This window comes from Streptomyces sp. NPDC001852 (assembly GCF_042891825.1).
Classification (GTDB): Bacteria; Actinomycetota; Actinomycetes; order Streptomycetales; family Streptomycetaceae; genus Streptomyces.
This window is the reverse complement of record NZ_JBIATN010000054.1, coordinates 19,830-34,237: the sequence shown is the minus strand read 5'-3', so window position 1 is coordinate 34,237 and position 14,408 is coordinate 19,830. Positions and strand designations below refer to the sequence as shown.

The window sequence follows — 14,408 nt, the reverse complement described above, 5'->3', positions numbered from 1 at the left end:
TGGCCAGTCCGTGAAGCAGGAACCCGGCAGCCGGGCGACCGGCCAAGCCACCTGACCAAGGAATCCCGGTCCCTTCAGGGCCGGGAGGATGTCAAGCGGAACTTGCCGGTGCCGTCTCACGGCTTCGGGAGCTTCAATAAGACGAGGCTGGTGGCCCGTACCGGACGGCCAACAGGGCCACGTCGTCGTCGTTGTCCGGTGGGCGCCCCCGCGCCAACAGCTCGTCGGTGAAGGATTCCAGGGGGCGGTGGGCCAAGGACGCGGCGTGGCGGCGCAGACGGTTCAGGCCCTCGTCCAGGGTGTGGCTCGGGGACTCGATCAGGCCGTCGGTGTAGAGGAGCAGGGTTGCCCCGCGAGGCAGTTCCGCTGTCGCGTCGGGGCGAACCTGGCCGGGTGTGACACCCAGGAGGATCCCGTGGCCGTCGGTCAGATAGCGGGCCATGCCCTCATAGGTGACCAGCAGCGGCGGTGGATGGCCCGCGTTGGTCCAGGACAGCTCGCACTGGCCGGCGTCGTTCTCACTCATGCGGGCAAAGACCAGCGTGGCCATGGAGACCTCCGCGATGTCCAGCGTCGCCCGGTCGAGCCATTCCACGATCTTGCTCGGTGGCTTCTGCTGGGACACCGCGTACGCGCGGAGCATGTTGCGCAGCTGGGCCATGCCGGCCGCGGCCTCCAGGTCGTGGCCGACGACGTCGCCGATGGCGAGAGCGGTGGCGCCGTCCGGCAGGGTGAACGCGTCGTACCAGTCGCCGCCGACCTCTGAGGCGTCCGGCGCGGGCAGGTAACGCGCGGTCATGCTGCGGCCGGGCGTCCGCGGGAGCTTCGGCAGCAGATGGCGCTGCATGGTTTCGGCGACCTTGCGCTGGCGCTGGTAGAGGCGGGCGTTCTCCAGGCCGAGGCTGGCGCGTCGGGCGACGTCCTCCAGCAGGGCGGCGTCGGTCGCGGTGAACCGATCGGGCTGGTCGGCGCGGCCGAGGGTGAGGGCGCCCAGTACGTCGTGCAGGCTGCGCAAGGGGACCACGATCGCCGAGTGCATGCCGGTCGCCTCGAACAGGCGCCGCTGCTCGACCGCAATGCCGGAGTCGGGCGGTCCCTGGTAGGTCTCGGGGCCGGCGAAGGAGGACGTGACGCCGCGCAGGGCGCGGGACAGGGGCATCGGGGACTCCTGGGGCACGGGCGGCATGGGCCCCTGGAGGTCCTCCCGGAACGCCACGGTGCCGCCTTCCGCGTGGGCGACGGCGAAGCGCGACACTTCGTCCCGCTCGCTGATCAGATCGATGACGGCCCAGTCGGCGATGCGGGGCACCACGAGGTTGATCAGGCGGCGCAGCGCCTCGTGGATGTCCAGGGTGGAGGTGAGCAGGGTGGTCGTCTCGGCGAGCAGAGCGAGCCGTTCGAGTTCGGAGAGCCGTCCGCCGGCCGGTGGCCGCTGGGCGGGACGCCCGGAGCGGCCGGCGGAGTGAAAGAGGAAGAGTGTGGCGGACGGACGGCTACCGGTGTCACAGGGCGTGGCCAGCCATGCCACCGGCAGCAGCGTGCCGTCTCCACGCTCGAGCCACTCGTCCGCACCCTGCTCCGTGCGCCCGCCGAGGATGCTTTCCCGCATCCGGCACTGGGCCCTCGGCACGGGCTCGCCGCAGCTGGTGCGATGCAGTAGATCGTGGGCGTCCTGGCCGACCAGATCCGACGCGGGGCGGGCCAGGAGTTCCTCGCCACGCGCGTTGACGGCGACGATGAAGCCCTGTTCGTCCGTCAGGTAAGCACCCGTACCGAGGGCGTCGAGGGCCCTGACAACCGCTTCCTGCGGACCCTCCGGGCCCCTCATTGCTGCCTCCCTCACCGGAAAAATCGCCTGGACCATCGCTGCGATCCGGGTTCCCCCCTGGGACAGGGCCGACCCTCGCAAGGCGCACCGGACCAACGCCACAAGGGGCAGCGCCCCTCACGACGTCGATGGGTTGTGCACCTCGTTGTGCTGCAGGCCAAAGCAGGTCAGACCGTGTTTTTGCGCGAGGGCAAAGACCGCACGGGAGAAGCCGTCGGCCCGCGTCCAGCCGACGCAGAGGATCAACCTATGCTCGTTCGCGTCGGAGCTCACCTCCACACGAAGTCATCGATCGCGTCTTCATCCGGGTTGTCGGGGTCGGGGGACCCAATCAGCAGATCCCCCGGGGGGGCGAGACTCCGCGGGTCAGGCTGAACAACGGTGTCATCGCCGTCGTCCAAGCTCTGGCACACAAGGAGTGCCCGGTCGGCCCTGATCGGCGTCGGCTCGTGCCGGACATTGAGATCGAAGCTGGTTGCGGATCGTTTCGAGGGATGGCTTGACCTGGGGAGGCGTGTGGAAGAACTCAAGCTCCGGGGGCTGAGTCGATGGTTCGGCTGGAGGCTGAGCGTGAGCTGCTGTCGCAGCTGGTGATCACCCGGGAGACCGCTGGTGAGCTCCTGGCGAGGATGGCCGGTGGCGATCCGGGAAAAGCGGTACGGGATGCGCTGCTGGCGGCGGAGGATGTGTCGCAGTTCGCAGGAGCGGAACGGCGGGTCGTGGGGGTGCTGGCGGTGCAGAAGTGGCAGCCGGGCCTGGAGCCGGAGGTGCTGCCACGGGTCGACCAGGACATCTTGGTGACCAGGCCCTCGAAGCGATCCGCCGCCGCTGCGGCCATGTGCCGGGTAGACGACAACCCCCGACTCCTGGTGTTCGCGGCAGGTGACATCGACGCGTTCTACCAGGCCAGGATCGCCGTCCCCCGCACCCGCGACATGCCGCTGGTGATCCAGGCCGACGGCAAGGGCATCGTCATGAGGCCCGAGGTCCTGCGCGAAGCGACCCGCCGGAAGGCCGCCAAGGGCGCCCCCGCCGGCCGCCGCGCGCCCAGCGAGAATCCAACCGGAAGCGCATGGCCACCATCGCCTGCGCCCGGAAGGTCCGCCCACCCGTCCCCGGAGCCGACGGCAGCCGCCTGCGTCGTCGCGGGCGGGGGTTCACACAGCGGAGGAGCTGTCCACGGCACATTCCGCCCGCTGCTGCGGTCGGCGAGGGGTCCCTCGGTGGTTGCCGACGCTGTGTCGGGGCACTCTTCGGCCATGGAGGACAGCCGTCCCACCCGTCCCCCGACCCGTGCCTTCGTGTTGGGCGGCGGCGGTGCGCTCGGCGCCTACGAGGTGGGCATGCTCAAGGCTCTCTTCGCCGCCGCCGTGCACCCGGACCTCGTCGTCGGCACCTCCGTCGGCGCGATCAACGGCGCCGCCGTCGCGGCCGACCCGTCACGGGCGTCGGTGGCCCGGCTCGCCGACCTGTGGACCGGCCTTGGACGGGCCGGCGTGTTCTCCGGATCGGTACTCGGGCGGCTGGGCACCGTCGTACGCAGCGGCACTCACCTGTACCACCCCACGCCGCTGCGCGAACTGCTCTCCTCTCACATTCCGGTGACTGATATCGAGGATCTGGCTCTGCCGTTCCAGTGCGTCGCGGCGAACATCGAACGGGCCGCAGAGCACTGGTTCGCCGCCGGACCGCTGGTGGACGCCGTGCTCGCCTCGTGCGCAGTGCCCGGGCTGCTGCCGCCCGTGCGGCTCGATGGTGAGCACTTCGTCGACGGCGGCCTGGTCAACAGCATCCCCGTCGACCGCGCGGTGGCCCTGGGCGCGACCGAGGTCTACGTCCTGCAGGTCGGCCGCGTCGAGCAAGCCCTCTCCCCACCGCGCGCTCCCTGGCAGGTGGCCCTGGTGGCGTTCGAGATCGCTCGTCGGCACCGGTTCGCCCGCGACATGGCGGACCTGCCACCCGGCGTCACGGTCCGCGTCCTGCCCTCGGGCTCGGGCCGCGAGGAGGGCACAGCCACCCTGCGGCAGCTGCGGTACCGCAGCTTCGGCCGGACCGCCGAGCGCATCGAGCGCGCCTACGCTGCCTCCTCCCGGTATCTCGAGACCGCACTCAGCGCACCCGGCGGCACGCCATGACCGATGCGGGTGTGGCCCGAAGACGCCCGGCGCGGCTGACCGGCAAGGTGGTCACCGGGCTGCGCCGTACGACCAGCACCGCACTGCTGCTCGCCCTCGTCCCCACGGTTGCCGCGCTACTCGTCGCCGCGTGCGTGCTCAGTGCGCCGGTGTCACTGGCCAGGCGCGGCCCGTGGAGGCCGGTACGGATCACCGGCTACGTCCTTCTGTACCTCCTGGTGGACTTGGCCGGGCTCGTGGCCGCCGCCGGTCTGTGGGTGCGACGACTGCCCGAGGGACGGGCGGGCGAGGAGCGGCGCGCCGCGGATGTGTTCGCCGTGCTGGAGAGGCTGCTGTGGCTGCTACGCCGTGCGGCCGAGCGGGTCTTCAGGCTCCAGGTGGAGGTGACTCCACCGCTCCCAGGCCACAGGGGACACGCAACGGCGCCGGTCCTGGTCTTCGCACGGCACGCCGGGGTCGGCGACTCCTTCCTGCTGCTCCAGATACTCCTCAGCCAGGCCGGACTGCGCCCTCACCCCGTCCTGAAACGGACACTACGCGCCGACCCCGCTCTGGACGTCCTCATCGGGCGGGTCCCCCACTGCTTCCTTCCGCATTGCAAGGGCCGGGCACAGGACGCGATCGGGAACCTGGCGGCCCGGCTGGGCCCGGGCGATGCCCTCGTGATCTTTCCGGAGGGCGGCAACTTCACACCGCGCCGGCGCCGACACGCGATCGCCTCCCTACGCCGCCGGGGATTGCCTCGCCGCGCCTCCCGCGCGGAACGGATGCACCATGTCCTGCCGCCGCAGGACGCCGGTGCCCTCGCCGCGCTCGCCGCCGCGCCCGCGGCCGACGTCGTCTTCGTCGCCCACACGGGCCTCGACGTCGTCCACTCCGCGCGCACCGTCTGGAGCCGGCTGCCGCTCCGGGAGGGCGTACGGGCGTACTGGTGGCGCATACCCGCACGCCGCGTCCCTCCGGGCGACGATGCTCGCAGCCGGTGGCTGCTCGCCCAATGGGCCCGCGTCGACCGCTGGATCGCCGACCATGCGACATCGCACGCCACGCATGCATGAGTAGACGGCATCAAACACGGTGGGACGGCCGACAAGGGCAACCGGAATCTGCACGCGCCTGACTCAGCAGTCGATCACCCGACGGCCGTGAGCAGTTGTCCCAGGAGCAGCGGGCGCCGGCGAAGCCCCTCCAAGGAGGCCTCGGCGCAGAGCTGCGGGCGGGGCCGTGATGCCGGTTCCCGGTGTCTTGGAGTTTTACCCCAGTCGTAGAGCTGCCCAGGGATTCCCGCTTTCGCGTTCAGCATGGTGCTGCGGTTGGCACTGCTGTCGATGCGTACGCGAAGTGCGCCGCCGAAGGCCTTGTGGCCGGAGGGGATCTATGCGATCAAGGGGCGTCCGTCCTCCCGCCGCTCCACGGATCGCCGTCGTGTACGGCTGGCATGGGCGCCTGCTGATGGGCGTTGTGGGATCAGAGCCAGGAGTGAACCACCAGCGCCGGCGTTGTGCACGGCTGCGAATGCTGATCAGCGCGGAGGTACAGGACACCCGCCTGGTCACGCTCGACGTGGTGACCGCGCTCAGCGCCCGACACAGCCCGCGCCGAGGTGACGGCTGACGGCAGCACTGATGGTGATCGTGCGGTCCGGAGTGCCGCGCGGCAGTGATACGGGCGCCGGGCGGATGGGCTGCTGGATCCGCTGCCTGCGTCCTGCCGAGTGCGCCAGTCGTCCGCGCCGGGTGCCGGCCTCGACCGAAACGATCAGTCAGGGACTACGGCGTATCCGTGCCCGCCTCTATCCGTCAACTCACTGCGACCCGTCACATTCAGCGTGCGATCCGGTGCCCGCGATGCCGAAAGCGGATCGCAGCGAAGACGAGGTCCGCGAGCAGCACAACGGCGCCAATGATCAGCAGATAGAACAGGCCATGCGTGGCGAATCCGACGATGCCCAGGATGAGGGCTACGAGGATCAGGAGCAGAAACACAATCATCGACTCTCCCGGTGGCCTCGGTGGTTCAGCGGCGGGCCAAGCGGCGTTCGCCGCCCGCACCCGGGGCGTAGTCGAGGGCATAGTGCGCGAAGACGGCCGGCTCGTCCGAGGCGGGAAGCTCGCCGTCGGGGTCTATCGCGGGGGCCTTCTTGACCAGGGTCTTGTCGTAGGCAACCTTCACGTACCCAGGACCGACGGTCGCGTCCACGAGCGGCACGAACACCAGGCGTCGGCGAGTGGGCAGACCTGTCATGACCGTGGCACAGATCGGCTTGTCCGTCGCCGTGTCCACGTATACCGCCTCCAGGACACCGATCTTGTGGCCCCCTGGATCGAGCACGTCATGACCACGCCACTCACGGATGTCGCCTGCCTCGAACACGATGAACCTCCGGTTTCACGAGTACCCCCCGATCGGGTGGGGATAGCTCTCGCAGCATCGCTCGACCCGAACCATCGGTGACAGGCCGGCCAGAAGCTCCAGCACCAATCGGGGAGGTGGAAAGCTGCGCGATGCCCGGGCGAAGAGATCGGGGCGGCACGTCCGCGTGCTCTTCGCGTAGGCGGCAGACGAATCGACGCGCTCGAGCCCTGCCCGTGGTGCGGACGTCATCGCCCAGTCGCCGGTCGCCCAAGGTCTGCGATGTGCAGCACACCGCAGCTCGGATCGTGGCGCCCTGCCTGCTGTTCGCGGCTGTCCCGGCAGGAAGCACGCCTAGGGCCTGTCCGGCGGGTCAGGGACAGAGGCGTCCACCCGAGCTGCCATGGGGCGCTTTAATGCCCAGGTGGTGAACTGGACGCAGATGCAGGACTGCTATGGGGATGTCGATCGTGTCCCCGCGCTTCTGGAACTGGTGGAGCTCGAGAACAGCGCCGAAGCATGGGAGGAGCTGGGATACCGGCTGGTCCTCGAACACGACCTCGTCTTCCCCGCCAGTTTTGCCGCCCTGCCACGCCTGATGCGTCTCGCATCGAGGAGCGCACCGGCGCGTGGGCTGGCCGGAACGATCCTGCGACGCGCGGCAGGACACCACGGCTGCGACGATCTGCTGGCGGACTGCGCCGACGCGATCGCGGAGTTCCACAAGCTGTTGGACTGGCACCTGCAATCGAGGCCGGTCGACTACCTCGCGACCTTCCTCGATGCGCTCGCGGCCAAGGAGGAGTACCACTGGAGTGCCGTCCTGGGGGACTTCACGGACGACTTCTACCACCTGGCCTGCCCTAACTGCGCCGTGGAAGTGACGATCGCCATCGGGGACCATGGGCGCTACTCAGCGATCCGGGACTGGCACCTGGGTGACATGGACCGTCGCGGCCTACGGCCGGCGTCCTCCGAGGAACTCTCCGGCATCGGCCGGTGGATGCACGAGACTGCCGTCCGCGACGGACACGAGGCCCTCGCCGACGGAATCGCCCACCTCTTCGGCAAGGCTGAATGCCCACACTGTGCCAGCGTGTTCAATATCGCGGACGAGTACACATCCGCCAATTGCCCCGTCCTGCAGTAGGCCGGGTCGAATCGGAAGTGGGCGGGAGGGCTCAGGAGCGGAGCCACAGCCGGATCGCGGTGACGGTCACCGTGTCGTGGAAGACGTAAGCCCGTTTGTCGAATCGAGTGGCCACGGCGCGGAAGCCTTTGAGGGCGTTGATCGTTCGCTCGACCTCGTTCCTGCGGGCATACCGGGCCCGGTCGAAGCCCGCGGGCCGACCGCCCTTGCTGCCACGGTTTTGACGATGGGACTGTTGGTCGCGGGGCTCGGGGATGGTGTGCTTGATCTGCCGACGTCGCAGATAGCGGCGGTTGGGGCGGGAGCTGTACGCCTTGTCGCCGCTGAGGTGGTCCGGCCGAGTGCGAGGACGCCCGCCGGCCCGGCGCGGCACACGGACGCGCTCCAGCACCGGGATCATCCACGGCCCGTCGCCTGCCTGCCCCGGCGTGATCAGCACGGCCAGCGGACGCCGCCCGCCTTCACCCACCAGATGAATCTTCGTGGTCAGCCCTCCCCGGGAGCGGCCCAGCCCTTCGTCGTCCCGATGATGAGCGGGCCGACTCCGCCGACCGGGGACCCGCGCAGGCTGCTTTCGTGCACCGGCCGCGTGCTGGTGTGCCCGGCAAACCGTCGAGTCCACCCCCGCCATCGTCCAGTCGAGACGGCCCTCGCTATCGGCGTCGGCCTGGACGGCCCGCAAGATCCTGTCCCACGTGCCGTCCGCCGACCACCTGCGATGCCTGTCATGCACCGTCTTCCAGTTGCCGAACCGCATCGGCAGGTCCCGCCACGGGATGCCGGTCCGTTGCCGGAAAAGAATGCCGTTGATCACCGCACGGTGGCTCTTCCACCGTCCGCCCCGGCCTGCGTTCCTCGGCAGGTGCGGTTCCAGCCGGGCCCACTCCGCATCTGTCAGATCACCCCGCCCCACACGGCACGGAACGATTCACCAGTCAGGCCACCACGCGACCCCTCGGACAGGTCCTAGTGGACCGGAGGCATCACCAAGACCATCGTCGCTGGCGTCATCGCCGTCGGGGGTGTGGTCACTGACACCGGCAGCGCGCACGCCGACAGCGCGTCCCTCTCCCGATCGGACGCGAGGTCCGGCCACTCCAACCATCCGCCTGGCCCCCTCCAAACTGCGCTGATCCCGTGAGCCGCAGCCTTCGGGCATGGTGCTGCCGCTGAGCCTCAGCGGCAGGACATTGAACCGTTGGCGGGTACGGGGCGGAAGGTGCGGCGGTATGCCTGGGGTGTGACGCCGATTGCGGCGTGAAGGTGCTGGGGCAGGAAGACAGCGGTGCCGAATCCGGCGCAGTTGGCGACGAGGTCGACGGGCCAATCAGTGGTCTGCAGCAGGTGCCGGGCCAGGTCGACGCGCTGGCGGATGAGCCACTGGCCGGGGCTGGTGCCGCCGGGCCTTCCCCCAAGGCCGGGTAGTCAGCGTTTTCGCAGGTCACGCAAGTGGGGCTGGAGACCACAGAGTTGCGGCGTAGAGGCCGGGGCCGAGTTTGTGGATGAGGCCGCTGGCGGCCCACCGATTCAGTTGTCTGTACATGGTCTCCAGGGTGACATCGCCGAAGTGGGCGGGCGATGTCGCGGGGCTGCCAGAGACGCGTGGGGTCTTCGTGGAGCAGGGCCAGGATGCGTGTCGGCGCCGCGAGGCTGGGGCCGCGTGCCGGTCGTCCCGGGAGGCCGAGGGAAGTGCGGGTGAGTGATCCACGGGTTCGAGGACAGTGACGTCGAGGTCGGTGACGCTGCGGCTGATGTCGGGGTGGCTGTCGTCGCGTCGCTCGCTGTAGCGGGACATCGGTGACTTGACCTTGCGGGTGCTGACCCGTTGCCGGCGGGGCTGGAGCAGGGCGGTCAGGATCCGACGGCCGATCATCCCGAGACGAGTGTCCCGATCGGTGTCCGCGGTGACGATGCCGGCGGCCTGGATCACCTGGTCGCGGGCTGTGTGGAGCGTGATACTGAAACAGCAGCGGTCCGGGTCGGTGCCGGGGAGGGGGACTCGGCGGCGTCGACCATCACGGTGCGTAGGACCTGGTAGGGCGTGAGCAGTGACCACATCTCCTGCTCGATGCCTGCCGGGTCGCCCGAGCGAAGATTGCGCCCGTTCATGATCGTGTGGCGGAGTGCGTAGTACGCGGATTCATGTTCCCACCGCTGGTGATAGAGGCCCACCAGCACGGTGGCGGGGTGACGGCGGGCGTCGGTCAGGGTGCTGACCAGTCGGTAGGATCCGGTGAAGGACGTGCTGTCCGCGCAGGTCACGGCGAGCCGCGCATCGATGATCCGGACTTTCACGGTGCCGATCACCGACAGGTAGGAGCCGTAAGCGAGGCGGGTGAGGACCGGCGTGCGCAGGTTGCTGCGGAGCCGGCCCAGGACCTGGGTGCTGCAAGGTAATGGTTGTTCTCGTATTCGACGGGTGGGACGTGGCCTATCTCACCGTGGCTTCGGTGGTTGTACCAGTCGGCGTACTCGGCGGTGGCGAGAAGCCCGCTTTCGAATTCAGTAGCGACTCGGGGGAATACTTGCCAGCCCCTCGGGGAGCATGGCGCGGGCGGCGCGCACCAGGTCCAGGGATTCCCTGAGCAGTTTGATCTGCCCGTTCTCCGCCACCAGACGCCCGGCGTAGAGCTGGCTGAAGGTCCGCCCCGTGGTGGTCATTCGCTCAAGAGACCACTCGCCGAACACCTGGTCCGGAGTTTCGATCAGTATCTCGACGTGGTCGAAACCGAAGTCCGGCACGACGGTCAGCAACCCTGTGATCAGTTCACGAATCGCGGCTGGTCCCTCAACGCGAGACGGCAGACCGATCGAGTCCAGATACGGAAGCTCGATCGCCCCATCGGCGGCGAAAAGGGCTGCTGCTTTATTCGGGTCGTTGATGTTTCCGGTGTAAGCGAGCAGCAACTCGCGGGCATTCTGCATACGCCTTCTTCTCTGGAAATCGAACCTACGGTATTTGTGCGCTACGGGCACCTGCTCATTGCCGTCGAGGGCGGCCAGGAGCCGGGTGAGGGTGGCATGGGACGGGGCGCGCCGAGTCTGGACGGTGGCGGCGGATGCCGAGCTGTTCCAGCACCGTGGTGGTGGCGCGCTGTCCCCACTCGGTGATCTCGGTGATGGTCCGTGCGCCGGAGACGGCTGCGGAGGCGCAGACCAGCAGCAGGCCGACCAGGGGGTACACACCGCCCGCGACGCGAACGCGGGTCGGGCACGCGTTGGAGGTGGGCGCGCAGGCGGCCGGCGTCCTGCTGGTGGAAGGGGCCCAGTTCGCCGGGGCGGCAGGGATCGGGGAGGTTGGAGCGGCAGGCACGGGACCTCAATGTGATCAGCGGGCGTAGACACCCTGATGATCATCGATCTCGTGCCTGTGCTGTTGTCGCGTCAACTCCCGCTGAGCACAGACGATCTACGCGATCCCGGAACTTGCAACCGCCCTGGACGAAGCTGAACCGGGAGGCGTCCGCCTCCACCGGGGCTATTCCGTTGTTGCTCCGGGATCTTCCGGACACGGGCTGGGTGAGCACTTGATGCTTGTCAACTGGCATAAGCCTGCGAGACCTTGAGGGTGTCCTCATAGAGGTGGAACTTGACGATCTTGTCGCCCTCCACCTGGAAGTGCATCGCGACAGGCATTTCGTAAACCCTGCCGGTGCTCCTGGCTTCGCGCGTGAACCGACCCAGCATGACTGCGTGATCGCCATCGACCAGCAGGGCCTCGACCTGGTCCACGCTTTTCTCCGGGACGATGTTGTCCACGAGGGTCCGCAGGTAGTCCGCCACGTCGCTGCCCTTGGAGCGGTGTCCGGTCCAGGGCAGGGAGGGCGAGCCGGGAACGCACCAGTCGATGTCTTCCGCGAACGCTGCGGCCACCGCGTCCGGGTTTCCAGCGGCGAGCAATCCGAAGAACTTCTCCACTACCTCACGCGTGGCCATGATCAGGAACCTTTCAGAGCGGTAGAACTGGAGCGTCGCCCCAGGATGAGGAGCTGCATGAATCGCCGGTTCTGAAAGCGCGCGAGAAACAGCGGAACCCGTCGAAGGATCAGGAGGGAAATTCATGTGCAGGCCAAGTAGAACAGTTATGGACTGCACAGTCAAGAACCATGCCCGAACGCCTTGCGGAGGGCATGGATGGCCTGCTCGATGGCGGCCGTCGCCGCCTGGGTGGGACGGACGGGGTTGAGCATCATGAAGTCGTGGATGATGCCGTTGTAGCGGACGCTGGTCGTGGGCACGCCAGCCTGAATCAGGCGGCGCGCATAGGCTTCGCCTTCGTCGCGCAGTACGTCGTTCTCATCCACGATCACCAGCGCCGGCGGCAGCCCGGACAGCTCCTCCGGGCTGGCCCGCAGCGGTGAGGCGGTGGCTTCCGCGCGCTGCGCGGGGTCAGTGGTGTAGGCGTCCCAGAACCAGGCCATGGACCTGGCGGTCAGAAACGGCCCGCCTGCGAACTCCCGGTAGCTTGCGGTGTCCTGGGCGGCGTCGGTCACGGGGTAGTACAGCGACTGGTGGACGAACCTGACATCGCCGCGCTGCTTGGCCATGATGGCCAACGCGGCGGCCATGTTGCCGCCGACGGAGTCCCCGGCGACCGCCATGCTGGAGGCGTCCAGGCCCTCGGCCGCGCCGTTCGCGGTCAGCCGGCGTGCGGTCGCGTAGGCCTGCTCGATCGCCACCGGGTACCGGGCCTCGGGGGAGCGGTCGTACTCGACGAAGGCGACCGCGGCGCCGGTGCCGACGGCCAGCTCCCGTACAAGCCTGTCGTGTGTCCCGGCGTTGCCCATGATCCAGCCTCCGCCGTGAATGTAGAGGATGACCGGCAGGCCCGCGGCTGCACCGACAGGTTTGACGATGCGGACCTGGACGTCACCCACCTCGGCGGGCACCGTGATCCACGTGTCCTCCACGTCAGGCTTTTCGACCGGTGCCGCCTGGATGTCGTCCAGCACCTTGCGGGCGCCTTCCGGGCCGAGTTCGTAGAGGAACGGCGGCTTCGCCGACGCGTCCGCGACCTCTTGGGCGGCTGGCTCGAGGATGGGCTTGGTCATGGTGGGTCCCTGCCTTTGTGCGCAGATCACACCCTCGCCGCACTGGCCGGTCCGACCGGGCGGCCGCGGAGCCTCTCCACTCCACCCTGACTCCCGCCCCAGGAACCCGCACGCCGGAGTCGATGCCTTCGCCTGCCGGACAGGGAGCCACGCGTGAACCGCGCGTCTTCCTGGTTGTCTGCTTACGCGTCGTCAGGGCTGGGAAGCTGACGCAGCGCGGTACGTCCGATCTGCAGGAGGGCCGCGGTGTCCATGTTGGTCTTCGCAAGGAACTCGATGCCCTGCAGCGCGGCGAGCAGCAGTCGGCCCAGCTCGCGTGCGTCAGCGCCTGGGTCCAGCGCACGCGCTTGCTGCGCCTCCTTCACGCAGTCCACGAGAAGGTCCTCGACACGCTGGTACGTTGCCCGAGCCAGGGCGACCACCTCGGGATCCTGCCCACGGAGCTCCGAGGCGCTGTTGACCATGAAACAGCCTCGGCGCTGGGCATCTGTGCCGTAGCTGTGCGCGACGTCCTCGAACAGGCGCGCCAGGCGCTCCATGGCGGTGCCGGAGCCGGCAAGGACCTGCTGGATGTGACTGATCTGCTCGGTGCAGTAGCTGTTCAGCAGGTTCAGGAAGAGCTGGTGCTTGTCGCCGAACGCGCCGTACAGGCTGCCCTTGCCGAGGCCGGTGGCGGCAACCAGATCGCTCAGCGACGTGGCGGCGTAGCCACGGTTCCAGAACTGCTCACGCGCCAAATCGAGCACTCTGTTCCCGTCGAAGCTCCGTGGACGCGCCATCCGCACAGCCTAGCCGTTCTTGACTCATCGTTCCATATCGTCGGGGGTCCTGAGTGGCCGCTGCCGGAGGCCGGGTCTAGCGTGGGCAACGTGCGGCAGGCTCTGCGGGCCGTAGAAGTGGAATCCCTGGGGAGGGAGGCCGGCATGCTCCCTACGTACCACCGGACCACGACGATCGCCGGCCAACAGGTGTTCTACCGCGAGGCGGGCCCGAGCGAAGCGCCGGTGGTGCTGCTCTTGCACGGATTTCCCAGCAGTTCCCACATGTTCCGCCATCTCATCCCCGCGCTCGCCGATCGCTATCACGTGATCGCCACCGACCACATCGGGTACGGTCAGTCCTCGATGCCCACAGTCGACGAATTCGACTACACCTTCGACAACCTGGCCGACATCACCGCGGGGCTGCTCGACGAGCTGGGGGTCAGCCGCTTCTCGCTCTACGTGCACGACTACGGTGCCCCGATCGGCTGGCGGCTGGCTTTGAACCCGGCCTACGAGGTGACGGCCGTCATCTCGCAGAGCGGTAACGCGTACATGGAGGGCTTCGCCACGCCCTTCTGGGACGACCTGTTCGCATACGCCACGTCACCCGGGCCTGCCACCGAGCCCGGTGCGCGGGCGAAGTTCAGCGCCAAGTCCACGCGCTGGCAGTACGAGAACGGGGCCGAAGAAGCGAGTCTGGTCAGCCCGGACACCTGGCTGCACGACCAGACCCTGCTGGACCGGCCGGGCAACGACCAGGTCCAGCTGGCACTGTTCCGGAACTACCCGACCAACATCGAGGGCTATCCGCAGCTCCAGGAGTACTTCCGTACCAGCAAGGTGCCGCTGCTCGCGGTCTGGGGCGAACGCGACGAGATCTTCGGACCGGACGGCGCTCGGGCCTTCTCCCGTGACCTGCCAGACGCCGAAGTCCATCTGCTGCCTGCTGGTCACTTCGCACTGGAGACGCATCTCGACGCCATCAGCGGCTACATCCACGGATTCCTCGGCCGTGTCCTCAGCTGAGGCGCGCCAGAAGCGGGGCCCGCACAAGGAGGGCGGCGATCGGATGGCGACCTTGATCGCGGTCAACGTGGGGATGCCCAGAGACGTGCCCTGGCACGGCAG

At 68.5% G+C, this 14,408-nt stretch carries 13 protein-coding genes and 1 pseudogene; 4 read left to right on the top strand and 10 right to left on the bottom strand.

All coding sequences use genetic code 11. The annotated features are described in order from the left end of the window. Positions 1-133 precede the first annotated feature (133 nt). Positions 134-1,828 (bottom strand): SpoIIE family protein phosphatase, encoded by a 1,695-nt coding sequence (locus ACFYZB_RS44335; protein WP_388767570.1) that lies wholly within the window; start codon positions 1,826-1,828, stop codon positions 134-136. 548 nt (positions 1,829-2,376) lie between these two features. Between ACFYZB_RS44335 and ACFYZB_RS44330 the strand changes: the two genes are divergently transcribed. Both ACFYZB_RS44330 and ACFYZB_RS44325 read left to right on the top strand, forming a co-directional pair. Next, positions 2,377-3,963, top strand: a complete 1,587-nt coding sequence (locus ACFYZB_RS44330; protein WP_388767569.1) for a patatin-like phospholipase family protein — start codon at positions 2,377-2,379, stop codon at positions 3,961-3,963. After that, positions 3,960-5,021: a 1-acyl-sn-glycerol-3-phosphate acyltransferase gene (locus ACFYZB_RS44325; protein ID WP_388767568.1), complete on the top strand. Its 1,062-nt coding sequence runs from the start codon at positions 3,960-3,962 to the stop codon at positions 5,019-5,021. Before ACFYZB_RS44330 ends, ACFYZB_RS44325 begins: the two co-directional genes overlap by 4 nt. Before the next feature lie 765 nt (positions 5,022-5,786). Here the strand turns inward: ACFYZB_RS44325 and ACFYZB_RS44320 are convergent. Together ACFYZB_RS44320 and ACFYZB_RS44315 are read right to left on the bottom strand one after the other, a co-directional pair. Continuing rightward, positions 5,787-5,954, bottom strand: coding sequence for a hypothetical protein (locus ACFYZB_RS44320; protein WP_351218053.1), 168 nt, complete (start codon positions 5,952-5,954; stop codon positions 5,787-5,789). 25 nt (positions 5,955-5,979) lie between these two features. Then, complete coding sequence (locus ACFYZB_RS44315; protein ID WP_351218052.1) at positions 5,980-6,336, bottom strand: PRC-barrel domain-containing protein; 357 nt, start codon at positions 6,334-6,336, stop codon at positions 5,980-5,982. 403 nt (positions 6,337-6,739) lie between these two features. On the opposite strand from ACFYZB_RS44315, the gene ACFYZB_RS44310 reads away from it, so the two are divergent. Further along, on the top strand, positions 6,740-7,465 hold the full coding sequence (locus ACFYZB_RS44310; protein ID WP_388767566.1) for a hypothetical protein: 726 nt from the start codon (positions 6,740-6,742) through the stop codon (positions 7,463-7,465). Between the two features lie 31 nt (positions 7,466-7,496). Here ACFYZB_RS44310 and ACFYZB_RS44305 read toward each other — a convergent pair whose 3' ends face one another. From ACFYZB_RS44305 to ACFYZB_RS44275, 7 genes and pseudogenes are all read right to left on the bottom strand, one after another. Further along, entirely contained in the window at positions 7,497-8,378 is an 882-nt protein-coding gene (locus tag ACFYZB_RS44305) for an IS5 family transposase (RefSeq protein ID WP_388767564.1), read from the bottom strand. A gap of 263 nt (positions 8,379-8,641) precedes the next feature. Then, positions 8,642-8,863: pseudogene (locus ACFYZB_RS44300) on the bottom strand (helix-turn-helix domain-containing protein); the annotation flags it as partial. A gap of 528 nt (positions 8,864-9,391) precedes the next feature. Then, positions 9,392-9,760: a hypothetical protein gene (locus ACFYZB_RS44295; RefSeq protein ID WP_388767562.1), complete on the bottom strand. Its 369-nt coding sequence runs from the start codon at positions 9,758-9,760 to the stop codon at positions 9,392-9,394. A 207-nt stretch (positions 9,761-9,967) separates the two neighbouring features. Continuing rightward, positions 9,968-10,390, bottom strand: a complete 423-nt coding sequence (locus tag ACFYZB_RS44290) for a nuclear transport factor 2 family protein (protein ID WP_388767560.1) — start codon at positions 10,388-10,390, stop codon at positions 9,968-9,970. Between the two features lie 612 nt (positions 10,391-11,002). Beyond that, a complete protein-coding gene (locus ACFYZB_RS44285) occupies positions 11,003-11,401 on the bottom strand; it encodes a nuclear transport factor 2 family protein (protein ID WP_388767559.1) in 399 nt (132 codons plus the stop codon). A gap of 161 nt (positions 11,402-11,562) precedes the next feature. Continuing rightward, positions 11,563-12,516: an alpha/beta hydrolase gene (locus ACFYZB_RS44280; protein WP_388767558.1), complete on the bottom strand. Its 954-nt coding sequence runs from the start codon at positions 12,514-12,516 to the stop codon at positions 11,563-11,565. Between the two features lie 182 nt (positions 12,517-12,698). Next, on the bottom strand, positions 12,699-13,295 hold the full coding sequence (locus tag ACFYZB_RS44275; protein ID WP_388767557.1) for a TetR/AcrR family transcriptional regulator: 597 nt from the start codon (positions 13,293-13,295) through the stop codon (positions 12,699-12,701). 144 nt (positions 13,296-13,439) lie between these two features. Here ACFYZB_RS44275 and ACFYZB_RS44270 point away from each other — a divergent pair, with 144 nt between their 5' ends. After that, the gene (locus tag ACFYZB_RS44270; protein ID WP_388767556.1) at positions 13,440-14,306 is read left to right on the top strand and encodes an alpha/beta fold hydrolase; all 867 of its coding nucleotides are present in this window, start codon (positions 13,440-13,442) and stop codon (positions 14,304-14,306) included. Positions 14,307-14,408 lie beyond the last annotated feature (102 nt).

Excerpts from the sequence above, each read along its gene's own strand:
- ACFYZB_RS44290 (WP_388767560.1), bottom strand. The coding sequence starts at position 10,390 with ATGCAGAATGCCCGCGAGTTGCTGCTCGCTTACACCGGAAACATCAAC.
- ACFYZB_RS44285 (WP_388767559.1), bottom strand. The coding sequence starts at position 11,401 with ATGGCCACGCGTGAGGTAGTGGAGAAGTTCTTCGGATTGCTCGCCGCT.
- ACFYZB_RS44320 (WP_351218053.1), bottom strand. The coding sequence starts at position 5,954 with ATGATTGTGTTTCTGCTCCTGATCCTCGTAGCCCTCATCCTGGGCATC.
- ACFYZB_RS44330 (WP_388767569.1), top strand. The coding sequence starts at position 2,377 with ATGGTTCGGCTGGAGGCTGAGCGTGAGCTGCTGTCGCAGCTGGTGATC.
- ACFYZB_RS44275 (WP_388767557.1), bottom strand. The coding sequence starts at position 13,295 with ATGGCGCGTCCACGGAGCTTCGACGGGAACAGAGTGCTCGATTTGGCG.
- ACFYZB_RS44270 (WP_388767556.1), top strand. The coding sequence starts at position 13,440 with ATGCTCCCTACGTACCACCGGACCACGACGATCGCCGGCCAACAGGTG.
- ACFYZB_RS44335 (WP_388767570.1), bottom strand. The coding sequence starts at position 1,828 with ATGAGGGGCCCGGAGGGTCCGCAGGAAGCGGTTGTCAGGGCCCTCGAC.
- ACFYZB_RS44325 (WP_388767568.1), top strand. The coding sequence starts at position 3,960 with ATGACCGATGCGGGTGTGGCCCGAAGACGCCCGGCGCGGCTGACCGGC.
- ACFYZB_RS44280 (WP_388767558.1), bottom strand. The coding sequence starts at position 12,516 with ATGACCAAGCCCATCCTCGAGCCAGCCGCCCAAGAGGTCGCGGACGCG.